Source organism: Herbaspirillum sp. WGmk3, from assembly GCF_023952535.1.
Taxonomy (GTDB): Bacteria; Pseudomonadota; Gammaproteobacteria; order Burkholderiales; family Burkholderiaceae_D; genus Herbaspirillum; species Herbaspirillum huttiense.
On the sequence record NZ_JAKYWT010000001.1, the window covers coordinates 946,545 to 971,715 of the forward strand.

Annotated in this window: 19 protein-coding genes; 4 read left to right on the forward strand and 15 right to left on the reverse strand. The window is 63.4% G+C overall.

Translation table 11 applies throughout. From position 1 onward, the window contains the following. Positions 1-519: 519 nt before the first annotated feature. The 9 genes from typA to MKD49_RS04200 form a co-directional block, all read right to left on the reverse strand. A complete protein-coding gene (typA, locus tag MKD49_RS04160; RefSeq protein ID WP_008331395.1) occupies positions 520-2,361 on the reverse strand; it encodes a translational GTPase TypA in 1,842 nt (613 codons plus the stop codon). Between the two features lie 155 nt (positions 2,362-2,516). Beyond that, a complete protein-coding gene (gene truB, locus MKD49_RS04165; protein WP_252695548.1) occupies positions 2,517-3,521 on the reverse strand; it encodes a tRNA pseudouridine(55) synthase TruB in 1,005 nt (334 codons plus the stop codon). Between the two features lie 99 nt (positions 3,522-3,620). Then, a complete protein-coding gene (gene rbfA / locus MKD49_RS04170; protein WP_006464329.1) occupies positions 3,621-4,013 on the reverse strand; it encodes a 30S ribosome-binding factor RbfA in 393 nt (130 codons plus the stop codon). 109 nt (positions 4,014-4,122) lie between these two features. After that, entirely contained in the window at positions 4,123-7,002 is a 2,880-nt protein-coding gene (gene infB / locus MKD49_RS04175) for a translation initiation factor IF-2 (RefSeq protein ID WP_252695549.1), read from the reverse strand. Between the two features lie 52 nt (positions 7,003-7,054). Further along, positions 7,055-8,614, reverse strand: a complete 1,560-nt coding sequence (nusA, locus tag MKD49_RS04180) for a transcription termination factor NusA (RefSeq protein WP_088756291.1) — start codon at positions 8,612-8,614, stop codon at positions 7,055-7,057. After that, a complete protein-coding gene (gene rimP / locus MKD49_RS04185; RefSeq protein ID WP_034334451.1) occupies positions 8,611-9,105 on the reverse strand; it encodes a ribosome maturation factor RimP in 495 nt (164 codons plus the stop codon). The genes nusA and rimP overlap by 4 nt, the downstream gene beginning before the upstream one ends. A gap of 385 nt (positions 9,106-9,490) precedes the next feature. After that, a complete protein-coding gene (rluB, locus tag MKD49_RS04190) occupies positions 9,491-11,527 on the reverse strand; it encodes a 23S rRNA pseudouridine(2605) synthase RluB (RefSeq protein ID WP_252695550.1) in 2,037 nt (678 codons plus the stop codon). Next, positions 11,514-12,563: an SMC-Scp complex subunit ScpB gene (gene scpB, locus MKD49_RS04195; RefSeq protein WP_121043345.1), complete on the reverse strand. Its 1,050-nt coding sequence runs from the start codon at positions 12,561-12,563 to the stop codon at positions 11,514-11,516. Before scpB ends, rluB begins: the two co-directional genes overlap by 14 nt. A 407-nt stretch (positions 12,564-12,970) precedes the next feature. Beyond that, positions 12,971-15,064 carry a bifunctional diguanylate cyclase/phosphodiesterase gene (locus MKD49_RS04200; protein WP_199900304.1) on the reverse strand — a complete coding sequence of 698 codons (2,094 nt, stop codon included), beginning with the start codon at positions 15,062-15,064 and terminating at the stop codon, positions 12,971-12,973. 409 nt (positions 15,065-15,473) lie between these two features. Between MKD49_RS04200 and MKD49_RS04205 the strand changes: the two genes are divergently transcribed. Beyond that, on the forward strand, positions 15,474-17,069 hold the full coding sequence (locus MKD49_RS04205) for an FMN-binding glutamate synthase family protein (RefSeq protein WP_252695551.1): 1,596 nt from the start codon (positions 15,474-15,476) through the stop codon (positions 17,067-17,069). A gap of 106 nt (positions 17,070-17,175) precedes the next feature. Here the strand turns inward: MKD49_RS04205 and MKD49_RS04210 are convergent, their stop codons facing one another. The 5 genes from MKD49_RS04210 to ugpQ all read right to left on the reverse strand — a co-directional run bounded on the left by MKD49_RS04210 (position 17,176) and on the right by ugpQ (position 22,335). Then, positions 17,176-17,412 (reverse strand): sulfurtransferase TusA family protein, encoded by a 237-nt coding sequence (locus MKD49_RS04210; protein WP_013235553.1) that lies wholly within the window; start codon positions 17,410-17,412, stop codon positions 17,176-17,178. Positions 17,413-17,568: 156 nt separating this feature from the next. After that, positions 17,569-18,123, reverse strand: coding sequence for an NUDIX domain-containing protein (locus tag MKD49_RS04215; protein WP_121043351.1), 555 nt, complete (start codon positions 18,121-18,123; stop codon positions 17,569-17,571). A 28-nt stretch (positions 18,124-18,151) separates the two neighbouring features. After that, a complete protein-coding gene (alaS, locus tag MKD49_RS04220; RefSeq protein WP_252695552.1) occupies positions 18,152-20,776 on the reverse strand; it encodes an alanine--tRNA ligase in 2,625 nt (874 codons plus the stop codon). A gap of 340 nt (positions 20,777-21,116) precedes the next feature. Beyond that, entirely contained in the window at positions 21,117-21,335 is a 219-nt protein-coding gene (locus tag MKD49_RS04225) for a hypothetical protein (protein WP_039784299.1), read from the reverse strand. 256 nt (positions 21,336-21,591) lie between these two features. Continuing rightward, positions 21,592-22,335 (reverse strand): glycerophosphodiester phosphodiesterase, encoded by a 744-nt coding sequence (ugpQ, locus tag MKD49_RS04230; protein ID WP_252695553.1) that lies wholly within the window; start codon positions 22,333-22,335, stop codon positions 21,592-21,594. A gap of 185 nt (positions 22,336-22,520) precedes the next feature. On the opposite strand from ugpQ, the gene MKD49_RS04235 reads away from it, so the two are divergent. Genes MKD49_RS04235 through MKD49_RS04245 form a run of 3 tightly spaced genes read left to right on the forward strand, consistent with a single transcriptional unit; the run spans position 22,521 to position 24,859 of the window. Beyond that, positions 22,521-22,832: a 2TM domain-containing protein gene (locus MKD49_RS04235; RefSeq protein WP_252695554.1), complete on the forward strand. Its 312-nt coding sequence runs from the start codon at positions 22,521-22,523 to the stop codon at positions 22,830-22,832. A 51-nt stretch (positions 22,833-22,883) separates the two neighbouring features. Further along, positions 22,884-24,029: a sensor histidine kinase gene (locus tag MKD49_RS04240; RefSeq protein ID WP_252695555.1), complete on the forward strand. Its 1,146-nt coding sequence runs from the start codon at positions 22,884-22,886 to the stop codon at positions 24,027-24,029. A gap of 29 nt (positions 24,030-24,058) precedes the next feature. After that, positions 24,059-24,859: a LytTR family DNA-binding domain-containing protein gene (locus MKD49_RS04245; protein WP_252695556.1), complete on the forward strand. Its 801-nt coding sequence runs from the start codon at positions 24,059-24,061 to the stop codon at positions 24,857-24,859. Positions 24,860-24,877: 18 nt separating this feature from the next. On the opposite strand, the gene MKD49_RS04250 is transcribed toward MKD49_RS04245, so the two are convergent. Next, positions 24,878-25,018 carry a hypothetical protein gene (locus tag MKD49_RS04250; RefSeq protein ID WP_008331432.1) on the reverse strand — a complete coding sequence of 47 codons (141 nt, stop codon included), beginning with the start codon at positions 25,016-25,018 and terminating at the stop codon, positions 24,878-24,880. Positions 25,019-25,171: the final 153 nt, after the last annotated feature.

The window sequence follows — 25,171 nt, forward strand, 5'->3', positions numbered from 1 at the left end:
TTCACATCCCCCTCCTGGCGCCCCGGATCAGCCGCAGCGGCAAATAGAAAGCCCGCAAGGCTTGCGCATTGCGGGCTGGTGTCCCCTCTATCCTCTTCGAGATAGGATTTTTCGTACAACGGACACGATTCTGCACCACAATCCGGCAGCCGTCATTTCGCAATGCACAAAAACAGCGCATCGCAAACGATCTTGGACAAACGTTCATCTCACACACCGGTGAACGGAAGCAAACAGCTTCATTTCCCCCCGCCCGGCAAGCCTGACACCCACAGCAGCAAGCCTTCGCGCCGAACGGCAAAAAAAAAGCCCACAACCGAAGTTGCGGGCTTGAATCCAATTCTTTAGGAGGAAATTGGAGGAGACAGGTGTAACTATATGGCAGTGCATCATGGCTGTCTGCTTTTTTATGCTGATATCAGTTATTCACCAACCAGATATCACTACCAGCCCAGCCTGCCATTTCCCGCTCTCCACAACTGGCAGTCCATTCACGGACTGCCCTTCCCTGCTAACGAATCAAATGGATTCTTCGCGCGACGCCTTCTTGCGCTCGTGTTCCTTCAGGTGACGCTTGCGCAGGCGGATGCTCTTCGGGGTCACTTCGACCAGTTCGTCGTCTTCGATGAATTCCACCGCGTATTCCAGCGACAGTTCGATCGGCGGCACCAGGCGCACTGCTTCGTCGGTACCGGAAGCGCGCACGTTGGTCAGCTGCTTGCCCTTGATCGGGTTGACGACCAGGTCGTTGTCACGCGAGTGGATACCGATGATCATGCCTTCATACACCGGGTCGTTGTGGCTGACGAACATGCGGCCGCGATCCTGCAGCTTCCACAGTGCGTAGGCCACGGCAGCGCCGTCGTCCTGGGAGATCAGCACGCCGTTGCGACGGCCGGCCAGTTCACCCTTGGTCGTGTCGACCGGCTTGTAGTCGTCGAAGACGTGGCTCATCAGGCCGGTGCCGCGGGTCAGGGTCATGAATTCACCCTGGAAGCCGATCAGGCCACGCGCCGGGATGTGGTATTCCAGGCGCACACGGCCCTTGCCGTCCGGTTCCATGTTCTGCAGGTCGCCACGGCGGCGGCCCAGTTCTTCCATGACGCCGCCCTGGTGGGTTTCTTCGACATCGACGGTGAGGTTTTCGTACGGCTCTTCGCGCACGCCGTCAACCATGCGGAACACCACGCGCGGACGCGAGACGGCCAGCTCGAAGCCTTCACGGCGCATGTTTTCGATCAGGATGGTCAGGTGCAATTCGCCACGGCCCGACACTTCGTAGGTCGAGTCGTCGTTCTCGGCCTGCACCACGCGCAGGGCCATGTTGGACTTCAGTTCCTTTTCCAGGCGGTCGCGGATCTGGCGGGTGGTGACGAACTTGCCTTCGCGGCCAGCCAGCGGCGAGGTGTTGACCATGAAGTTCATGGTCAGGGTCGGTTCATCCACCTTCAGCATCGGCAGGCCGTTGGGGGCATCCGGCGCACAGATGGTGGAGCCGATGCCGATTTCTTCGATACCGTTGATCAGCACGATGTCGCCAGCCAGGGCTTCATCGACCAGCACGCGCTCCAGGCCCTTGAAGGTCAGCACCTGGTTGATGCGGGCCTTGGTCGGCTTGTCTTCCGGACCATTCATCCACACCACGTCCTGACCGCCCTTGACGCGGCCAGCCAGGATACGGCCGACGCCGATCTTGCCGACGTAGGAGGAGTACTCCAGCGAGGTGATCTGCAGTTGCAGCGGTGCGTCCGGGTCATCCTTGCGGGCCGGGACGTACTTCAGGATGGCGTCGAACAGCGGCTCCATGTTGCCTTCGCGCGTTTCCGGATCCAGGCTGGCGTAGCCGTTCAGGCCCGAGGCGTAGATCACGGGGAAGTCCAGCTGCTCTTCGGTGGCGCCCAGCTTGTCGAACAGTTCGAAGGTGGCGTTGATGGCCCACTCGGCGCGTGCGCCCGGACGGTCGATCTTGTTCAGGACGACGATGGGCTTCAGGCCCAGGGCCAGTGCCTTGCGGGTCACGAAGCGGGTCTGCGGCATCGGGCCTTCCTGCGCATCCACCAGCAGCAGCACCGAGTCCACCATCGACAGCACGCGCTCGACCTCACCGCCGAAGTCGGCGTGGCCCGGGGTGTCGACGATGTTGATGTGGGTGCCTTTGTATTCCACCGCGCAGTTCTTCGACAGGATGGTGATGCCGCGTTCCTTTTCGATGTCGTTGGAGTCCATCACGCGGTTGTCCACTTGCTGGTTGTCGCGGAAGGTGCCGGACTGACGCAGCAGCTGGTCCACCAGGGTGGTCTTGCCGTGGTCAACGTGGGCGATGATGGCGATGTTGCGAATTGCGCGGATATTGTTTGACATGGTGAATGTGGTTGGGAATGCCGAATCTCGGGAGGCGCGCATTATAGCATGTTGCGACGCATGAACTTTGGAAAAACCTGTGTTATCAACGGCTTGCCGAGCCTTGCGGGCTACCCCGCAAGGCTCGGCTGCGAGCCGTTTGACGCTATCTGTCCTCAGGCGGTGGACACCAGCCTTTCGGGGGCCAGGATGGCGTATTCCTGCAACAGTCCGGTGCCCAGCAAGGCGGCGTCCGAACTGCGATAGACGCGGACGCGGCCGCTCTGCTCCGGCACCGCCACGCCTTCCTTGCCCAGCGGCAAGCGCTGGCCGTGCAGGAAGCGGCGCGCCAGCTCATCGTTGAGCTCCACAGCCGGGAAGCTGCGCAAGAGGCCGTCCACCGGCAGCAGCAAGGCCTTGCGGGCCTCCAGCTCAGCGGCGGCATCGAAGGTCTCCAGCGTGACTGCGCCATCGAGCGTGAGAGCGCCGACTCCAGTGCGTCTCAGGGCATTGAGGTGCGCCCCGCAGCCCAGTACTTCGCCAATATCTTCACCCAGCACGCGGATATATGTCCCTTTGCTGCAGGTGACGCGGATGCGCAGCATGGGCGCCTGGTAGTCCAGCAGGTCCAGGGCGTGGATGGTGACGTTGCGGGCTTCGCGCTCCAGCGTGATGCCGGCGCGCGCATATTCGTACAAGGGCTTGCCGTCGCGCTTCAAGGCCGAGTGCATGGGCGGCACTTGGCTGATGGGGCCACGGAACTGCGCCAGCGCCGCTTCGATCTGCGACAAGCTGACCTCAACGGCGCGCTCGCTGATGACCTGGCCTTCGGTGTCGCCGGTATCGGTGCGCACACCCAGGTGGACCAGGGCCTCGTAAGTCTTGTCGGCTTCCAGCAAGTCCTGCGAGAACTTGGTGGCTTCGCCGAAGCACAGCGGCAACAGGCCAGTGGCAAACGGGTCCAGGGTACCGGTGTGACCCGCCTTGGGCGCATTGAGCATGCGCTTGGCGCGGATCAGGGCGTCGTTGGAGGACAAGCCGACCGGCTTGTCCAGCAACAGCACGCCATGCACCGGCACGCGCGGGGGGCGCGGCGTGCGGGCCTGCTGGCCGCGCTTGGCGCGCGGCTGCTGCGGTTCAGGGGAAGCGGAACCAATGTCCGCCATCGTATCGTCGGCCATGAAATGCAAGACCGGCCCACGCCCCGCTGAAGGGAAACGCAGACCGGCGTGAAAAGTGTGAAGAAAACTGCAATGCAACGGGAAAAGAACCGCCCGTCATCAAGCCTCGTCGTCCGAATCCTTGGCGCGGGTGGCGTTGGCTTCGTCGATCAGGCGCGACATTTCAATGCCGCGTGCGGTCGAGTTGTCGTGCACGAAATGCAGTTCCGGCAGGGTGTGGATGGTCAGCCTGCGGCCCAGCTGGGTGCGCAGATAACCGCCCGCCTTGCGCAGGCCGGCCAGGGTGTTCTTGATCGCGTCCGGGTTGTCCACCAGCGTGGTGAAGAAGACCTTGGCGTGCGCGTAGTCCGGGGTGACCTGCACTTCGGTAATGGTGATCATGCCCACCCGCGGATCCTTCAGCTCGAAGGCGATCAACTCCGACAGGTCCCGCTGGATCTGGTCGGCGACGCGCAAGCCGCGTCCGGGAATGGATTTGCTGTGTTTTGCCATGCTTTAAAAAAACAATCCGCCGAGGGCGTGGCGGGAGGATTCCCGCGTTGCTGCGACGGATCTTGCCAGTGAAGCCGGCGCATCGCGAACGATACGCCGGCGTATTGCATTACAGGGTACGGGCGACTTCCTGGACTTCGAAGATTTCGAGCTGATCGCCCACTTCGATGTCGTTGTAGCCCTTGAGCGAGAGACCGCACTCGAAGCCCGACTTGACTTCCTTGACGTCGTCCTTGAAGCGCTTGAGCGAGTCCAGTTCGCCGGTCCACACCACCACGTTGTTGCGCAGCAGGCGTACTTGCGAGCCACGCTTGACCAGGCCTTCGAGCACGTAGCAGCCGGCGATCGAGCCGACCTTGCTGACCACGAACACCTGGCGGATTTCCACCAGGCCCAGCGCCTGTTCGCGCTTTTCCGGGGACAGCATGCCCGACATCGCGGCCTTCACCTCGTCCACCGCATCATAGATGATGTTGTAGTAACGGATGTCCACGCCAGCGGCTTCGGCCAGCTTGCGCGCCGAGGCATCGGCACGGGTGTTGAAGCCGATGATGACAGCCTTCGAAGCGACGGCCAGGTTGACGTCGTTTTCGCTGATGCCACCCACTGCAGCGTGCACCACCTGGACGCGCACTTCGGCGGTCGACAGTTTCTGCAGCGACTGCACCAGGGCTTCCTGGGAACCTTGCACGTCGGTCTTGATGATCATCGGCAGGTTCTTGACCTCGCCTTCGGTCATCTGGTCGAACATGTTTTCCAGCTTGGCGGCCTGTTGCTTGGCCAGCTTCACGTCGCGGAACTTGCCCTGGCGGAACAGGCCGATTTCGCGCGCCTTGCGCTCGTCGGTCATGACCACCACTTCTTCACCGGCGGAGGGCACTTCGGTCAGGCCCTGGATTTCCACCGGCAGGGACGGGCCTGCCTCGGCGATGTTCTTGCCGTTTTCGTCCAGCATCGCACGCACACGGCCATAGGCCGAACCGGCCAGCACGACGTCGCCGCGCTTCAGGGTACCGGACTGCACCAGGATCGTGGCGACCGGGCCGCGGCCCTTGTCCAGCTTGGCTTCAATCACCAGACCACGAGCCGGCACATCCACCGGCGCCTTCAGTTCCAGCACTTCGGCTTGCAGCAGGACGTTTTCCAGCAGCGAGTCGATGCCTTCGCCGGTCTTGGCGGAGACGGGGATGAACGGGGCATCGCCACCGTATTCTTCCGGCACCACTTCTTCGGCGATCAGTTCCTGCTTGACGCGGTCGGGATTGGCACCCGGCTTGTCGATCTTGTTGATGGCCACCACCAGCGGTACACCGCCGGCCTTGGCGTGGGCAATCGCTTCCTTGGTCTGGGGCATGACGCCGTCGTCGGCAGCCACCACCAGAATCACGATGTCGGTGGCCTTGGCACCACGGGCACGCATGGCGGTGAACGCCTCGTGGCCCGGGGTATCCAGGAAGGTAATCATGCCGCGCGGGGTTTCCACGTGGTAGGCACCGATGTGCTGGGTAATCCCACCGGCTTCACCCGAGGCCACCTTGGTGCGGCGGATGTAATCCAGCAGCGAGGTCTTGCCGTGGTCGACGTGACCCATGACGGTGACCACCGGTGCGCGCGGGGTGGCTTCGGCGTCGGCGTGTTCTTCGCCTTCGACCAGCAGCGCTTCCGGATCGTCCAGCTTGGCGGCGTGGGCGCGGTGGCCCATTTCTTCCACCACGATCATCGCGGTTTCCTGGTCCAGCACCTGGTTGATGGTGACCATCTGGCCCAGCTTCATCAGGTGCTTGATGACTTCGGAGGCCTTGACCGCCATCTTGTGGGCCACTTCGGCCACGGTGATGGTTTCGGGCACGTAGACATCGTGCACCACCGCTTCGGTGGGCACCTGGAAGTTGCTTTCACGCTGGTCATCGCCATGCGAGTGACGACGGCCCTTGGGGCCGGCACGCCAGCCGTCACGGCCGCCACCACCGGTGGCGCCACGCGACTTCATGCCGCCGGCACCACGCTTCTTGGCATCATCCTGCCAAGTGGAGGAGACATTGGCCGACTTGATCGACTTCTTGTCTGCCGCCACGGCGGGCTTCTTGTCATCCTTCTTTTCACCCGGCTTGGCCGCGGTGGCCGGCTTGTGCAGCGTGCCTTCCGAAGTCTTGGCCGGGGCCGGTGCAGGTTCCGGTGCCTTGATGACGCGACGCGGCGCATTCATCATGGCCTTGATCTGGGCCACTTCGTCTTCCACGGCCTTGCGCGCACGGTCAGCGGCGGCGGCACGGTCAGCGGCTTCCTTGGCGGCAGCTTCTGCCTTTTTCTTCGCTTCTTCAGCAGCAGCGCGCTTCTTTTCTTCCGCAGCCGGATCCACGGCGGGGACCGGTGCGGCAGCCGCAGCGGGCGCCTTCGCGCTGGCCGCAGCAGCAGCCTTGGCCTTCTCGGCTTCGGCCGCCGCAGCGGCGGCTTCAGCAGCCTGGCGCTTGGCTTCGGCTTCGGCTTCTTCGCGGGCACGTTGCTGTTCCAGCTCGGCAGCCTTGGCCTGGGCGGCGCGTTCGGCCTCCAGCTGGGCCAGACGTTCTTGCTGGGCCTTCAGTTCAGCCTGACGGCGAGCCTCTTCCTGCTCACGTTCCTGCGCTTCGATGGCCGGGTCGCGCTGAGGGGCCGCAGCACGCGCTGCGGACTCGTCGGCACCGGGCTCGTCACGCTTGATGAAGGTGCGCTTCTTGCGCACTTCCACCTGGATCGTGCGCGATTTGCCGGTTGCATCGGCCTGCTTGATCTCGGTGGTTTCCTTGCGGGTCAGCGTGATCTTCTTCTTCTCGCCTTCCGGCGCGGCTCCGCGCGAACGGCGCAGGTGTTCAAGCAGGCGGTCCTTGTCTTCCTTCGACAGGGAGTCGGATGCAGAGCTCTTCTCGACACCGGCCGAACGCAGCTGGGTCAGCAGCAGGTCAGCGGGCATCTTAAGCTCGGTGGCAAATTGGGCAACGTTGTTACTCGCCATTCAGTCCTCTTTTCTATGTGGCTCGGCAGATGATGTGGAGACGCTCCGCTTCTCAGCGGCCTTCGACTGCGCTCCATGCCTTGGCCTGCAGGGCCTTGGCGCGCTCATCGTATTTGGAATCGATGAGCTTCATTTCATCGTCGGTCACATCTTCAAATGCATTTTCAATCAGTTGGCGCGCGCGCTCGGAAGGCAGGGCCAGGATCGCGCCGAATTCGTCATAAGCCAGGCCGGCGAAGGCCGGCAGCGTTTTCACGCCTGCCAGGCCCAGCTTGCCGGCCAGCACACGGTCCAGGCCTTCGAAGTTGATCAGCTCCTCTTCCATGCCTTCCAGGCCTTCTTCGGAGGCGATCGCTTCGGTCACCAGGGCGTCGCGGGCGCGGTTGCGCAGCTCATTGACGGTCTCTTCGTCGAACGATTCGATCTCCAGCATCTCGGTGATCGGCACGTAGGCGATTTCTTCCAGGGTCGAGAAACCTTCCTCGACCAGGATGTCGGCCACTTCCTGGTCAACATCGAGCTTTTCCATGAACAGCGTACGGATCAGCGCGGTCTCGGCCGCCGACTTGTCGGCCGATTCCTCGGCCGTCATGATATTGATCTGCCAGCGGGTCAGCTCGGCTGCCAGACGCACGTTCTGGCCGCCGCGGCCGATAGCGATGGCGAGATTTTCTTCATCCACCACCACATCCATGGCGTGTTTTTCTTCATCGACCACGATGGAGGTCACATTGGCCGGGGCCAGCGCGCCGATGACGAACTGCGCCGGGTCTTCCGACCACAGCACGATGTCCACGCGCTCGCCGCCCAATTCGCCGGTCACGGCCTGCACGCGCGAACCGCGCATGCCCACGCAGGTACCGATGGGGTCGATGCGCTTGTCGGCGGTGTAGACCGCGATCTTGGCGCGCACGCCCGGGTCACGGGCAGCCGACTTGATTTCCAGCGAGCCTTGTTCGATTTCCGGCACTTCCAGCTCGAACAGCTTCATGATGAATTCCGGCGCGGTACGCGACAGGATCACCTGCGGGCCACGGGCACCGCGGTCCACGCGCAGGATGTAGGCACGCACGCGGTCGCCGATACGCAGGTTTTCCTTGGGGATCATCTGGTCGCGCGGCAGGCGGGCTTCGATCTTGCCGGATTCGATGATGGCATCACCGCGCTCCATGCGCTTGATGGTGCCGGTCACCAGAGCATCGCCACGGGCCAGGAAGTCAGCCAGGATCTGTTCGCGCTCGGCGTCGCGGATGCGCTGCAGGACGACCTGCTTGGTGTCTTGCGCGAAACGGCGGCCGAATTCGACGGACTCGATCGGATCTTCGATGTATTCGTCGACTTCGATATCGGGGAATTGATCCTTGGCTTCGAACAGCAGCACTTCCTGGTCAGGCAATTGCAGACCCGCTTCGTCGGGCACCACGTGCCAGCGGCGGAAGGATTCGAACTCGCCGCTTTCGCGATCGATCGAGACGCGAATGTCGACCTCGCCTTCATAGCGCTTCTTGGTAGCCTGCGCAAGCGCATGCTCCAGTGCGCCGAAGACGACTTCCTTATCGACGTTCTTTTCGCGCGCCAGCGCATCGACCAACAACAAAATTTCGCGACTCATCCTTTGCGACTCCTAAAATCGACCTGCGGCACCAGGTGTGCCTTATCCACATCGGCCAGCGTGAAATTCAACACGGCAGCCGACCCATCGTTTGCTTCAAATTCCAATACCAGTTCCTCGCCTTCCGGCTCGCGCAGCACGCCTTCATAGGTCTTGCGGTTGGACGTGCCGGGCAGCGGCACGCGCAACTTGACGACGGCTTCGCAATCCACGAAACGCACGAAGTCAGTGAACTTCTTCAGGGGGCGGTCCAGCCCGGGCGAGGAGACTTCCAGGCGTTCATACAGCACGTTTTCCACGGTGAAGACGTGCAGCAACTGATGCGTCGCCTTCTCGCAATCCTCGACAGTGATCGAACGCGCTTCTTCTGCTTCAGGGTCGAACGGGAAATCGATGAAGACGCGCACCAGACCGCGCGGCGCCTTCTCGAACTCAACCAGTTCGTAGCCCAGGCCCGCGAGGGTGGATTCGATCAGTTCCAGCAATTGCAAGACTATTTCTCCATCAGGATGCCGCCTGGCCAGCGAGGGTAGACGGACATCTAAAATTGATCAGCAAAAAAAAAATGGGCATCTGCCCATCTTTTGTTATCCCACGCAACGCGAGATCACACATCACGCGAACCACCGACCTTCCATCCATCATGGCGCAGGCGGATCTATCAATGATTTATCACATATGCGATTCGCGGCAGGTTGCGTTTAACTAACACATTATAACCGATTCAGCTATTCACAGCAAATCCGGAATGATGTCAATTGTGATCGCAGCGACAAAAACGTTCATAAAAAACGTCATTGGTGCATTTCACGCGCCGCTGGCCTTGCGAGGGACACCTTGCTCGCCAGCAGCATTGCCGACGAGCAAGGAAAAGCCTCAGCGACCGCCGCGACGGCGATTCATGCCCGGCAGGCCGCCCAGCATGTAGTTCGCAGCGGTGTTGCCACCGCGTTGCGGGCGATTGCCGCGCCGCTGGTTGCCGGCATCCGGGAAGCCCAGTGCGGTCTGCAGCGGATCCGGCTGGCGGCTCTTGGGCTGGCCACCCTTGTTGCCACCGCCATAGCCACCACCATTACCGTAGTTGCCGCCGTTGCCGCCATTCCCCCCGTTGCCGCCCTGGCCGAAGTTGCCACCTTGGCGCCCCTTCTGCGGCCCCTTGTTCTGCATGCCGTTGCCGCGCGGACCATTGCCCTGGCCACGGCTGGCCTGGCCGGCGTTGCCGCCGTTGCCGGACTTGGCTTCCCCGGCCTGCTTTTCCAGACCACAGGCGGCCATCAGGTTGCGCACGGCGTTTTCTTCCAGCTCTTCCCAGCGGCCACGCTTCAAGGTCTGCGGCAGGGTCATGGCACCGTAGCGGGTACGGATCAGGCGCGACACGGTCAGGCCGACCGCTTCAAACATGCGGCGCACTTCACGGTTGCGGCCTTCGCCGATGGTCACGCGATACCACTTGTTCACACCTTCGCCACCGCCATCGGCAATGCGCGAGAACTGGGCCGGACCGTCATCAAGCTCCACGCCCGACAGCAGCTTCTGGCGCATGCCTTCTTCCAGCTCGCCCAGGGTACGCACGGCGTATTCACGCTCGATGTTGTAGCGCGGGTGCATCAGGCGGTTGGCCAGGTCACCGGAGGTGGTGAACAGCAGCAGACCTTCGGTATTGAAGTCCAGGCGGCCCACGGCCAGCCACTTGCCGGCCTTCATGGTCGGCAGGCGGTCGAACACCGAGCTGCGGCCTTCCGGGTCGGCATGGCTGACGATCTCGCCCGAAGGCTTGTGATAGACCAGCACGCGCGGCGGGCGCTTGCTCACCTTGCGCTGGATCAGCTTGCCGTTGATGCGCACGGCATCGGTAGGCAGGATGCGCTGACCGATGTGGGCCGGCTCGCCGTTGACCGAAACGCGGCCAGCGACGATCAGCTCTTCCATGTCGCGGCGCGAACCCAGGCCGGCGTCAGCCAGCACCTTGTGTAGCTTGGGGGCATCGTCCTCGGCGGTCAGGTCGCGGCGACCGTTCTTGCCGCGCATCTGGTGCGGCTGGCGGCCACCGGCCTTGGCGCCTTCGTCGCGGTCGTACGCTTCGGAGGTCACGTAGGAGAAGATGTCATCGACCGGTTCGGCCGAGCGCAGACCCAGTTGCGGGGCCTTGGGCTTCTTGCCGTTCTTCTCGAAATTCTTTTTGCCTTGCTGCCCGGGCTGGCCATTGTTCTTGCCGAACTGGCCGCGCGGCTGGCGCTCAACGGCGGCAACAGGAGCGGCATCGCCCTCGTGCTTGCCATGTGCAGGGGCAGCAGCATCACCGCCTCCGGCCGCAGCGCGCTGGGCAGCGCGGTTGTTGCGCAGGGCACGCGGACCGCGCACGCCACGGCGGGCGGGCTTGGCGCGATTCGGATCAACGGGCGCATCCAGCAGCACCGGCGGCGCAACCACTTCTTCACCAACGGTGACAATGACCTTGGGCAGCTCAGGCGCAACCGGTGCAGGCGCAGCCGCCTCGGGTGCTGCAGCCTTGGGCTTGGCAGCGCGCTTGGGCTTGGCCGGAGCGGCCGGTGCAGGCTCCATGGCCAGGCTCATCTGGGCGGGTGCGTCGGAGGCCGGGGCGTCTGCCGCATCGGCCTTCTTGGCACGCGGCTTGGTGGCGCGCGGCTTCTTTTCGGGAGCGGATGCAGACTCGGCGACGGCGGCTGCCGGGGCCGGGGCAGCTTCATCGGCGGCGGCTTTCTTCGCACGCGGCGCACGCTTCTTCGGCGCAGCCTCGTCAGCAGCCGCTTGCGGCGCGGATGCGACTGCCTCGGCCGGCGCGGCGCTGGCCGCAGGCTTGCGGGTGCGCTTTTTCACCGGCTTGTCGGATGCGGCGGCATCGGCCGCGGCCAGGTCGACCTGGGTCTCGTCTTTGGAACTAGTTGGCTTCATTCTTCGAATCTGGATGTGGCGGACGCGCGTCATCTTCCCGCTGATCGGCCCGCTCGGTGGTGTCGTTGTGCTCGCCTGCCGCTTCGCCGGCGGCTTCGGTGGCGTCCGTGCCAGTTACGGCAACGTCTTGCTCAAAAGGTTCTTGCGCTTCTGGGGAAGCGTCTTCACTGCCTGCAGCACGCTCTTCCCCGGCGGCGGCTGCTTCGATATCGGTCTGCTGGAGCTCCTCTGTGGCGAGCTCTCGGGCCACGGGCGTTTCAAGGTCGTCAGCAGGATTACCCTGTGCCGGCACCTCTGCCTCGGCGGCTTCAGTTGTTGCAATTGCGTCAGTTGCTTCTGCCGTGGCGGCAGATTCGGCCGCTGCGGCCTCGCCTGCTTCCTCAGCGTCGCCGCCGATCAGATCTTCGCCCACGCCCTCTTCCTGCTCCGCTTCGGCCAGGGCCGCCACGCCGCCTTCCAGCGCCTGCAATTCCAGCAGCGCGCCCTGGGCGGCAGCTTCGCCACTGACCTGCTGCAGCGGCGGCAATTCTTCCAGCGAACTCAGGCCCAGGTCATCCAGGAACTTGCGGGTCGTGGCAAACAGCGCCGGCCGGCCCGGTACGTCGCGATGGCCGATCGATTCGATCCAGCCCCGGTCTTCCAGCATACGAATGGTCTGGGTATTGACCGCCACACCGCGAATCTCCTCGATGTCACCGCGCGTGACCGGCTGGCGGTAGGCGATGATGGCCAGCGTTTCCAGCGTGGCCCGGGTGTATTTCGGCGGCTTTTCCGGATTCAGGCGCTCCAGGTAGACCTTCATCTCCTTGCGGCTCTGGAAGCGCCAGCCGGTCGACAGGCTGACCACTTCCACCCCCTTGTCGGCCCATTCGGTGCGCAGTTCATCGAGCATCTGCCGGATCATCTCGGCATTGATGTCGCTGCTCTCTTCGCTCTCGGGATCGACGTACAGCTTCTTCAGATCATTGATCGACAGGGGCTCATGCGTGCAAAGCAATGCAGTTTCGAGGACTTTCTTGGCCTCAGCAATATTCATGTACCACTCTTGTGCGTCTTGTTGTTAACAAAGTTCGGCTTGCAGCTGGTCTCCGGCGCTACGGCTGCAGCCAGTCCGGCCTGCAGCGAAAACTGAAACGGGCCAGGTACGGCAAGTCTTGCGCAGTGCTGGATGCGGCGGCGCTGCCTTCCGGTGTTTGGAGATTGAATGAGCTGGAATCTAAGACCCGGGCAAATCGGCGTCGCGGAGGACTCGCGCTTTCGCAAAGCCGTCATGTCGCGGGGTTGCGGACGGCCGACCTGCACCTTTTCAACTACCGGCCTTGCGTCATGGAGCCTTTGTTGGCCGCACAGGCTGCGGCGGTCGGGGCGCAAGGCATCAAAAGTACTGCGCGGAGTGTAGCACAAAGATTTGCGGGGATGCAGCCTGTTGCAGCCTGCGGACAATTATTTGCATGCCTGACCGCTTTGCGCCTGCCGGCTCATCCAGGCGGTGAAATCCTCTACCGCCATGGGCTTGCCGAAGAAATAACCCTGCACTTCGTCACAAGCATTTTCCTTCAGGAAAGCATGTTGCTGCTCATCCTCCACGCCCTCGGCAATGACACGCAAGTTCAGGATATGGGCCAGCGAGATGACGGCTTTGACGATGGCTGCACTGTCGGCATCGCGCGCAATGTCGCGCACGAAGGACTTGTCGATCTTCAGGGCATCCACCGGGAAGCGGCGCAGGTACGAGAGGCTGGAATAACCGGTCCCGAAGTCATCGACAGAAATCTGCAGACCCAGGCGCTTCAGGGCGTGCAGGGTAGCCACGCTCTTCTCGGCATCCTTCATGACCACGTTCTCGGTGATTTCCAGTTCCAGGCAGGAGGCCGCCAGGCCGCTCTGCTCGAGCACGCCGGAAACGAATTCCGGCAGGCTCTGGTTCAGTTGCCGTGGCGACAGGTTCACCGCCACCGGGATAGGCGGCAATCCGGCCTCTTGCCAGCGCTTGTTCTGGTGGCAGGCGGTACGCAGCACCCATTCTCCGATCGGCACGATCAGCCCGGCTTCTTCGGCGAAGGGGATGAAGCGGTCGGGCGGCACCATGCCCTGCTCCGGCGACTGCCAGCGGATCAGCGCCTCGGCACCGATCACGCTGCCATCTTTCAAACTCAGCTTGGGCTGGTAATAGAGCTTGAATTCTTCCTGATCCAGCGCGCGGCGCAGGTTGATGAGCATCTCCAGGCGGTTGCTGACCTGTGTGTCCATCCACGGTGCGAAGAACTGGAAGTTGTTGCGCCCCTGCTCCTTGGCCCGGTACATGGCCGAATCGGCTTGTTTCAGCAAGGTCTCGACATCCTTGCCATCGACCGGATAGCGGCTCACGCCGATGCTGGCCGTGACCTGAAACTCGCGGTCGCCCGCCTGCCAGGGCCGCGCCACGGCGGCCAGGATGCGCTGCATCACCTCGGCGATGCCCAGTTCGCCACCGGTCTGGTTCTGCAGCACCAGCACGAATTCGTCGCCCCCCTGGCGCGCCACCATGTCGGTATCCCGCAGGCAGGCTTGCAGACGCTGCGCCACGGTCTTGAGCAATTCGTCGCCGACCTGGTGACCCAGGCTGTCATTGATGAACTTGAACTGGTCAAGATCCACGAATACCACCGCCGTCAGTCCACCCTTCTGCCGCGCCACCTGAATGGCGCGCTGCAGGTGCTCATGCAGCATGTTGCGATTGGGCAATCCGGTCAGTGCATCGTGGGTCGCCTGATGGCGCATTTCGGCTTCATAAAGCTTGCGCTCGGTGATGGCCTCCACGGTACCCTCGTAACAGACCAGCGCGCCGCTGTCGTCATAGACGGCGCGGGCGTTCTCGGAGATCCAGATGATGTCGCCGTCGCGCCGGTACACGCGAGACTCAAAATTGGAGACCGAGCCATGCTGCTCCATCAGGCGCATGAATTCCGTACGGCGCTCCGGTTCGACATACAGCTGGTGGCTGATGTCGCGCAGGCCGACGATCAGGTCTTCCGGCGAGTGATAGCCGTAGATGCGCGCCAGCGCCGGGTTGACCGCGATGTAGGTGCCATCGGGCGTGGTCTGGAACACGCCTTCGATGGCGTTCTCGAAGATGCTGCGATAACGGCGCTCGGCCTCCTGCAGCGCCTGGGCCGCTTCCTTGCGCTCGGTCACGTCCTGCAGGAAGCCTTCCATCGCCTCCACCTTGCCGGCCGCGTTATACAGCCCGACGCCACGCTCCCACACCCAGCGCAGGCTGCCATCGGCGTGGACGATGCGGTATTCGATGTCGATGCGACGCCGCTCGCGCATGCAGGTGTCGATATGGCTGCGCACCAACGCGCGGTCTTCCGGATGGGTCAGTTGCAGGAAGGAGATGCGGCTGTTGAGCAACAGGTCCTCGGGGGCATAGCCGGTCAAGGCATGACAGCCTTCGCTGACGAATTCCAGCGTCCAGTGGGCATCATCGCGGCAGCGGTAGACCATGCCGTCGAGATTGGCCAGCAGCGTCTCCAGCAGGCGCGGCGGGCGCGCCATGGCCAGCACCGCCTGGCTCTGCGCGGCATCCTGGCGGCACAGCGCCCGCGCCGCAGGGCGCGAAGAGGAGGAAGAGGCCGCCGATGCGCCTCGTGAAGCAACTGTTTTCATAACGACATCGTGTCTCCGGCCTCGGACAAGCAGGCGCGCTGTGATAGTGGAGTTCATTGATGCACAGGGCAGCGGTTCCCCACGCTGCCTGGCAGGAAGATACGTCAAAGCAATAAGGATGCCACTGCGCAAGCAGCGGGCTTGCCGGGCAGTATCGCGGCCAGTCCCGCCATATCGGCAGGAAAAACCCTTCACTTCGTCGCGCACGACTGTTGAGCCCGGGCGGTAGAATCCTTGCAAACCCGACCATGGCCTTCGGCCGGTGCCGGTTCCATCCTGACAACTAGCGGACTCTTCTATGTGGGCAAATCGGTATTTCGTGTTCTGGGCGGTGATCGCGCTGACCCTGGCCTTGGTGGTCCTGGCGGCGACCCTTGGTATCGGCTGGGGGTGGCCGCTCATTCCCCTGGTCTTGAGCGTGGTCGGCGTCCACGATCTGGTGCAGCGGCGGCACGCCGTGTTGCGCAACTATCCGCTGATCGGCCACTTCCGCTTCATGTTCGAGGCCATCCGGCCGGAACTGCGCCAGTACTTCTTTGAAGATGAAATGGATGGCCGCCCCTTCTCCCGCAAGAAGCGCAGCGTCGTCTACCAGCGTGCCAAGGCCGATGTCGACAGCCGCCCCTTCGGCACCGAGCTGGACATGCAGCAGGCCGGCCATGAATGGATAGGCCATTCGCTCTCCCCGACCAAGATCGCCAGCCACGATTTCCGCGTGGTGGTCGGTGGCGAGCGGGCACAGCCGTATTCGATGTCGGTCTTCAACGTCTCGGCCATGAGCTTCGGCTCGCTCTCGGCCAATGCCATCCGCGCACTCAACCAGGGGGCGAAAAAAGGCAATTTTGCCCACGACACCGGCGAGGGTTCGGTCTCGGAATACCACCGCGAATTCGGCGGCGACCTGGTGTGGCAGATCGCCTCCGGTTACTTCGGCTGCCGCAACGCGGACGGCAGCTTCAATGAAGAAAAATTCACGGCCCAGGCGCAGTCGCCACAGATCAAGATGATCGAGGTGAAGTTGTCGCAAGGCGCCAAGCCCGGCCACGGCGGCGTGCTTCCGGCGGCCAAGATCACGCCGGAGATCGCCGCTACGCGCGGCATCCCGATGGGGGTGGATTGCATCTCGCCGGCCGTGCACTCGTCCTTCTCCACACCGGTCGGGCTGCTGGAATTCATCGAGAAGCTGCGCGGCCTCTCCGGCGGCAAGCCGGTCGGCATCAAGCTGTGCGTGGGCCATCCCTGGGAATTCTTCAGCATCGCCAAGGCCATGCTCAAGACCGGCATCGTGCCGGACTTCATCACGGTGGATGGCTCCGAAGGCGGCACCGGCGCGGCCCCGCTGGAATTCGTCGACCACGTGGGCATGCCGCTGCAGGAAGGCCTGGTGATGGTGCACAACACGCTTACCGGCATCGGCCTGCGCGACAAGGTCAGGATCGGTGCCAGCGGCAAGATCATCACCGCCTTCGACGTGGCGCGCACGCTGGCGCTGGGCGCGGACTGGTGCAATTCGGCGCGCGGCTTCATGTTTGCGCTGGGCTGCATCCAGTCGCAGAGCTGCCATACCGACCGCTGTCCCACGGGCGTGGCCACCCAGAACGCCCAGCGCGCCCGCGCCCTGGTGGTACCGGACAAGGCCGAGCGCGTCTACCGCTTCCACCAGAGCACCCTGCATGCGCTGCAGGAGCTGGTACAGGCGGCCGGGCTGCCGCATACGTCGGCGCTGCGCCCGCATCACATCGTGCGGCGCATCAACGACCACGAGATTCAGCTCATGTCCAACGTGCTGAAATATCTGCAGCCCAACGATTTACTGGAAGGCAATTACCGCTATCGGGTCTATGAAAAGTTCTGGCCGATTGCACGTGCCGAGAGCTTCCATCCGGAGCTGTAACGACAACTTCATTAATCGAAAGACAACAAAAAACCCGCAGTTCATCCGAGCTGCGGGTTTTTCAATGCTGCCAGCCTGATCTTTCCGGGATGGACAGGGATGCTGCTTATTTGCGCTTCATGAAGAAGATGAACTCGTGTTCATCATTCTGCGATTGCTCCAGCAGATCGTTGCCGGTCTGTTTGGCAAAGGCCTGGAAATCGCGCACCGAACCGGTATCGGTGGCGGTCACCCTGAGCACCTGCCCGCTGGCCATGTCGGCCAGGGCTTTCTTGGTCTTGAGGATGGGCAGCGGACAGTTCAGACCGCGCGCATCAAGTTCCCGGTGAAATTGAATGGCCATTACTTCGACTCAAAATGGATCACGACGAAAACGATTTTACTGCAAAACGCGCCGACTTGATGCATTGCACAAGTTCTGTTGTTTTCGCCGCACTAGGCTTGTGCAAAAGCAAGAAAATCACGGTCCAAGATGGAACGCTGCGTCTTGACCGCACGCTTATTTCAGGACCTGCGGGGTTTCAATCGGCGTAGACGAACCGGCAAACTCGACATATTGCACCGGCAGTCCACGCTGGCGCATCCAGTCCGCCACCGCATGGCCGGTACCCGCCGGCCAGGGGCGCAGGTCGGCGGGTTCGCTCAGGCGGTATTCCAGCAGCTCCGGCGACAGCTTGATCGTGCCGCTCGCCTTGACGTAATAGGCGATGATCAGCTCGTTCTTGCGCATGAATTCATAGACGCCGATCAGTTCGATCTGCTCGGCGTCCAGGTCGGTCTCTTCCTTCAGTTCGCGGGCGATTCCCTGTTCCGGGGTCTCGTCGCGTTCCATGAAACCGGTGATGAGCGCAAAGCGCCCTTCGGCCCAGGCGGCGTTGCGCGCAGTGAGCATCTTGCCGTCGATCTCCACCAGTGCGGCCAGCACCGGCAGAGGGTTGTCCCAATGCGTCCAGTGACCCTCGGGACAGGCCAGCCGGACCTTGCCGGCTTCGCCTTCATCGGCGCGCAGCACCAGCGATGCTGCGCAGACCGGGCAAAACTTGAATTCGCTCATGGGCGCTCCGGACCAGGGCCTGTGGAAATTACAGCTTGGCCTGGACCCAGCCCGCCACGCCTTGCAGCGCGCCCGGCAGGGCTGCCGGCTCGGTGCCGCCGGCCTGGGCCATGTCCGGACGGCCGCCACCCTTGCCGCCCACCTGCTGGGCGACGAAGTTGACCAGTTCACCGGCCTTGACCTTGGAGGTGGCATCGGCAGTGACGCCCGCGATCAGGCTGACCTTGCCATCCTTGACGCTGCCCAGCACGATGGCGGCGGTCTTGAGCTTGTCCTTCAACTTGTCCATGGTCTCGCGCAGGGTGGCGACGTCAGCGCCTTCCAGCGTGGCCGCCAGCACCTTGATGCCGTTGATGTCGACCGCCTGGTTGACCAGCTCGTCGCCCTGGCTGGAGGCCAGCTTGGACTTCAGCGAAGCCAGTTCCTTTTCCAGCGCCTTGACCTGGTCCTGGACCTGGCCGATGCGCGGCAGCAGTTCTTCCGGCTGGGTCTTCAGGGCGGCAGCGGCTTCGGCCACGCGGGTCGACAGCGACTGCACCAGCGCCAGCGCGCCTTCGCCGGTAACGGCTTCGACACGGCGGATACCGGCCGCGACACCGCCTTCGGAGACGATCTTGAACAGGCCGATGTCACCGGTACGGGTGACGTGGGTCCCGCCGCACAGTTCGGTGGAGGTACCGATGGAGAGCACGCGCACCTGGTCGCCGTACTTCTCGCCGAACAGGGCCATGGCACCTGCGGCAATCGCATCGTCGTAACCCATCAGCTGGGCGCCGGTGGCGACGTTGGCCAGCACTTCGCGGTTGACGATGTCTTCCACGCGGCGGATTTCGTCGGCGGTCATCGGGGCGTTGTGGCTGAAGTCGAAACGGGTCTTGTCGGCATCGACCAGCGAACCCTTCTGCGACACGTGTGAACCCAGCACTTCGCGCAGGGCCTTGTGCATCAGGTGGGTGGCCGAGTGGTTGCGCATGGTGCGGGCACGCTGATCGGCATCGACCTTGGCTTCGACAGCATCGCCGATGGCCAGGCTGCCCTTGATCAGTTGACCGTGATGGCCGAACACCTCGGCCTGGATCTTTTGCGTATCGGCCACGGCAAACAGGCCATTGGCTGCTTCCAGGGCACCGGCGTCGCCGGACTGGCCACCGGATTCAGCATAGAACGGGGTGGTGTCCAGCACCACGATGGCATCCTGGCCGGCCTCGATCTTCTGCACCGGGCTGCCGGCCACGTACAGGGCCACCACCTTGGCCGACTGCGCCAGGGATTCATAGCCGACGAAGCGGGTCTTGTCACCGGTGTATTCGATGGCGGCGGCCATCTTGAACTTGCCGGCGGCGCGGGCGGCGCTCTTCTGGCGTTCCATGGCGGCGGTGAAGCCGGCTTCATCCAGCTCGACATTGCGTTCGCGGCAGATGTCGGCGGTCAGGTCCAGCGGGAAGCCGTAGGTGTCGTACAGGGTGAAGGCGGTTTCGCCATCGAGCTTGCTGCTGTTGGAAGCCAGCGCGGCTTCCAGGATCTTCATGCCGTGTTCCAGCGTTTCGCCGAAACGTTCTTCTTCCTGCTTCAGGACCATCTCGACGCGCTCGGCGGCTTCCGGCAGTTCCGGATAGGCTGCGCCCATCTGCACCACCAGGTCCTTGACCAGCTTGTGGAAGAATGGCTTGGTCTGGCCCAGCTTGTGGCCATGACGCAGCGCGCGGCGGATGATGCGGCGCAGGACGTAGCCACGGCCTTCATTACCGGGGATGACGCCGTCAACGATCAGGAAGGAGGTCGCACGAATGTGGTCGGCGATCACGCGCAGCGAGGCGTTGGACAGGTCGCTGATGCCGGTTTCGCGGGCCGCGGCCTTGATCAGTGCCTGGAACAGGTCGATCTCGTAGTTGCTGTGCACGTGCTGCAGGATCGCGGCCAGGCGCTCCAGGCCCATGCCGGTATCCACGCAAGGGGCCGGCAGCGGGGTCAGGGTGTATTCGCCGGTGGCCGGATCGAGCTGGCGGTCAAACTGCATGAACACGTTGTTCCAGATCTCGATGTAGCGGTCGCCGTCGGCGTCGGGGCTGCCCGGGGGGCCGCCCCAGATGTCCGGACCGTGGTCGTAGAAGATTTCCGAGCAAGGACCGCAAGGGCCGGTCTCGGCCATCTGCCAGAAGTTGTCGGAGGCGTAGGGTGCACCCTTGTTGTCGCCGATGCGCACCACGCGCTCCGGCGGCAGGCCGATTTCCTTGGTCCAGATGTCGTAGGCTTCATCGTCGGTCTGGTAGACGGTGGCCCACAGCTTGTCGGCCGGCAGGCCATAGACCTGGGTCAGCAGTTCCCAGGCCCACTTCAGCGATTCACGCTTGAAGTAGTCGCCGAAGGACCAGTTGCCCAGCATCTCGAAGAAGGTGTGATGGCGCGCGGTGTAGCCGACGTTTTCCAGGTCGTTGTGCTTGCCGCCGGCGCGCAGGCAGCGCTGCACGGAGGCCGCGCGCACGTAGTTGCGCTTGTCGGTACCCAGGAACACGTCCTTGAACTGAACCATGCCGGAATTGGTGAACAGCAGGGTCGGGTCATTGCCCGGCACCAGGCTGGAGGAACGGACGATGGTGTGTTCTTTGGATTCAAAGAATTTCAGAAACTTGTCGCGAATTTCGGCTGAGTTCATGTTCGAAGACGGATAAATGGGCCTGATGCCGCCGCTAACGCGCAGATCCGGCCCGGATGGGAGTCGGTGCAAAAAACGATTGCGAACCGATGATTATACGTGATCCCGGCCCGGATACGCAGGCTTGCCCGCCCCGCCGCAACGCCTTGCCAGCCCGGCCGGCAGCAGGGCGCTGCAGGCGAAAAAAAACCCGCCGGGAAAATCCCCGCGGGTTACAGGCCCGGCTGACCCGGCATGGCGCGCTAACCTGCGCCGCCGGACCTTAACTGCGTCAGCCGAACCTTCCGGTAAAAACAAGTGCGGGCCACGCTGTGCGGTCCGCCACCAGAAGACCGGACGATCAGGCGCCCTTGTTGGCCGGCACCGGATTGTTCTTCTTGGCCTTCTTGTGCTTGTGCTTCTTGGCCTTCTTCGCATGCTTCTTGTGCTTCTTGTGAGCAGGCTTGGCAGCCGGGGCTTCAGCGGCGGGAGCGCCAGCCGGAGCCGGTGCGGGCTGGGCCAGGACCGGCATGGCGAAGGCGGCGACGAGTACGGCAGCCAGCAGTTTGTTGATCTTCATCGTTTTCCTCTATCTCTCAGTGTTGTGTGCTTCCACAAGTCCACCGGCGTGCTCACGGGCGCCGGCCTTGTGCTTCCTTAACGCAAGATTTTCGCGACGCGTTGACAACAACTGTCGACTGCCCTCCAGTTATTGTTGTCCGCATGCAAATCATAGCTAGCGTGTGAGGATTCAGTCCGCCGGTAAGAGCGTAATTTGCCATTCATTTCCACGCTGCGCGAGATGAACAATGCGGGCAGCGTGGGGATGACGTGGCTTACCAGGCGTCGGCCGCGATGAGATCGATGCGATCGGTGCAGAAGGCATCCACGCCCCACTGGCGGATTTCCTCGGCGCGCGCCATGTCGTTGACGGTGTAGCAGAAGAGGCCATAGCCCGCCGTCTTCACGGCAGCCGCCAGGGCCGGAGTGAGGTGCTTGTGATTGGTGTGCAGGGCCACGGCCTGCAGCTTTTCCAAGCACGCCTGCCAGTCCTCGGGAATCACATCCACCAGGTAACCACGCGGCAGGGCGGGCGCCGCTTCCTTGGCCGCCAGCAGCGCCTCGAAGGAGAACGAGGACAAGACCGGCAGTGCCGCCCCGCTCTTGCCTGCGAAGCGCCGCGCCACGGCCTGGGCGGTCAGCTCACCGGTACGGCGCGCGAATTCGGCGGCGGCGGGCTTGATCTCGACGTTCATCCAGATCCCTTCGGCCAGGCAGAAATCCAGCCCCTGCTCCAGCGTGCAGAGGCGTTCCCCGGCGAAGCGCGCATCCAGCCAGGCACCGGCTTCCAGGTCGCGCAGATCGGCCCAGTCGGTCTCGGCGATCTTGCCGGCCCCGGGCAGGGTGCGGCCGCGCTGCGGGTCGTGCATCAGGATGGGGACTTCGTCGCGGGTGAGCATGACGTCGAATTCGGCGGCGCGATAGCCGTGTTCCAGGCCGCAGCGAAAGCCGGCCAGGGTGTTTTCCGGTGCCAGGGTGCCGCCGCCGCGATGGGCGAGGATGCGGGGATAGGGCCACATGATGTTCTCTCCGAGGGTAGGCCTTGCAGAAGGATCAAGGCGATCGGCGCATAAGGTAGAGCAGATCACGCCGCGCCACAAGCCGTTGGCACCCGCCAGAATGCCGCCCGTCGCAAGTGGCTCGCCGGAGCCGGCGCGGCGGCGCATGCTTGCGCCATCATTCACCCCACCACTGCGAGGCCATCATGCGCGACACTGCCCCCTCCTCCCTTTCTGACCAGAATCTTCATATCACCGCTGCCTCGCCCGAGGAGCTGGCCCGTGCCGAGCGGCGGGTAGCGCGCCAGGTCGGCTTTTTCCATCATTTCGGCATTTACCTGGCGGTCAACACCGGCCTGATCCTGTTGAACCTGATGGGCCAGCACCGCCACTGGTGGAGCCTGGGGCCTCTCCTTGGCTGGGGAATCGGGGTACTATTCCACGCCTTGAGCGTATTCGGGCGTTTTCCCGCCGGCTGGAAGCAGGCGCTGATCGCCCGTGAACTGCGCCGCCGCTAAAGAGAGGGCCTGGTACGCCGGGCCGCTTGCTTGCTTCATCCCTGGAAACGCATGACCCAACACGACACCGCCCTTCCGCCCCGCCTGATCGTCCTGCTGCGCCAGCTGGCGCTGGCCTTGCTGCCCACGCTGGTCATCAACCTGCTGTGCGCGCTGGCCGTGACTTACCTGATGCGCATCGGCGGCACGTTCTATGAAAACCTGCAGGTCTCGATGTGCATCGGCCTCTTGGCCATGCTGTTCATCAACGGCTCGCGGCTGGCGATCTGGGGCGATGGCGAGCCCAACAAGCTGGGCTTCCTCGCCATCATCGCGGTGATGGCCCCGCTGGCGGTGCTGCTGGGGCGCATCCTGGCCAGCCTGCTGATGGACCAGCCCATCCTCAACATGGTCCCCGAGCAGAGCGACAACATCATTGCGGTGATCGTGCTGACCTTCCTGGTGTGCTTCGGCGCTACCGTCTTCTTCTGGAACCGCCAGAAGATGGCCGCCCTGCAAGCCCACGCCAGCCAGGTCGAGAAGCAGGCGGTGCAGGCGCAACTGCAGATGCTGCAGGCCCAGATCGAGCCGCACATGCTCTTCAACACGCTGGCCACGCTGCAGTCGCTGATCAGCACCGATCCGCTGCAGGCCGAGCTGATGCTGAACCAGCTGGTGCACTACCTGCGCACGACCTTGTCGGCCTCGCGGGCCGACAGCACCTCGCTGCAAAAGGAATTCGACCTCATCAAGGCCTACCTGGGACTGATGTCGCTGCGCATGGGGCTGCGCCTTTCCTACACCCTGCAACTGCCGGAACACCTGGGCAAGCTGCGCCTGGCCCCGATGCTGCTGCAGCCGCTGGTGGAAAACGCCATCAAGCATGGCCTGGAGCCCAAGGTGGCCGGCGGCAACTGCACCGTGCGGGCCGCGGTGCACAATGACATGCTGGTCTTGAGCGTGCTCGATACGGGCGTCGGCCTGCCCACCAGCGTGAGCCTGAACCAGCCGCCCGCCCAGAAGGAACCGGTGATCGGCATGCACTTCGGGCTGGACAACATCCGCGAGCGCCTGGTGACACTCTACGGCCCGCTGGCCGAACTCATCATCACCCACAACGTACCAGCCGGCGCGATGGCGCAGATCACCATCCCGCTCAAGGCCCTCAAGGCGGCGCACCGCAGCAGCAAGAACACCCGCCTGCTGGATCATCATTGAGTCCCCTGCCGCTTTGTCCGGAGTCCACCATGGCCGCGCCCACTGCCCTGATCGCCGAAGACGAACCCCTGCTGGCCAATGCTTTGCGCCAAGCCCTGGCGCGCTGCTGGCCGGATCTGCCCGCGCCGCACCTGGCCGCCAATGGCGATGAAGCGCTGGAGCAGGCGCTGGCCCTGCTGCCGGATGTGCTGTTCCTGGATATCAAGATGCCCGGCCGCAGCGGGCTGGAGGTAGCCGGCGACCTGGCCGAGGAGTGGCCTGCCGGGCGGGCCTTCCCGCTCATCGTCTTCGTGACGGCCTATGACGACTACGCCCTGCAAGCCTTCGAGCGGGCAGCCATCGATTACCTGCTCAAGCCGATCAGCCAGGACCGGCTGGCGGTGACGGTGGCGCGCCTGCAAGGGCTGCTGGCCCAGCGCGCCGCCAGCGACCAGGACAGCCATCTGGAACGCGCGCTGGCGCAGCTGCGTGCGCTGTCCGCGCCCGCCGTGGAAGACGCGCCGCCCCGGCTGGACTACATCCGTGCGGCGGTCGGCAACAAGGTGAAGTTGATTCCGGTGGACGAGGTGATCTATTTCGAAGCCACCGACAAGTATGTGAATGTGGTCAGCGCCGAGGGCAGCGCGCTGATCCGGACCAGCCTGCGGGAATTGATCCCCCAGCTCGATGGCCGCCAGTTCTGGCAGATCCATCGCGGCACCGTGGTCCAGGTGCGGCAGATCCAGGCGGCGCTGCGGGAAGAGAGCGGCAAGCTCTTCGTGACCCTGCGCGACCGCCCGGAAAAACTGGCGGTCAGCCGCCTGTTCGCCCATCTGTTCAGGCAGATGTAGGCCATCCCTCGTCAGCCATCAGCGGCCATAGTAATAACCGGGTCCGTAATAAGGACGGTAGTAATGCGGCTGCGGCGGGCCCACCGGCACCACCACGCAGGCCGACAGCGTGGCAGCAGCCACCGCAGCGGCGACGATCAGCTTGATCCAACGGCTCATGATGCACTCCTTGTGTTTTGGCGTTTTTGTTCACTGCGCCCGGCGGGATGCCAGGCCACGCTCGCAGAGTGCCAGCCGCCATGCCTGACAGGTAATGCATGGGCGTATCTTCTGTAACAAGACCCGGTAAAAAAGCTTCATATCGGCTCCAGC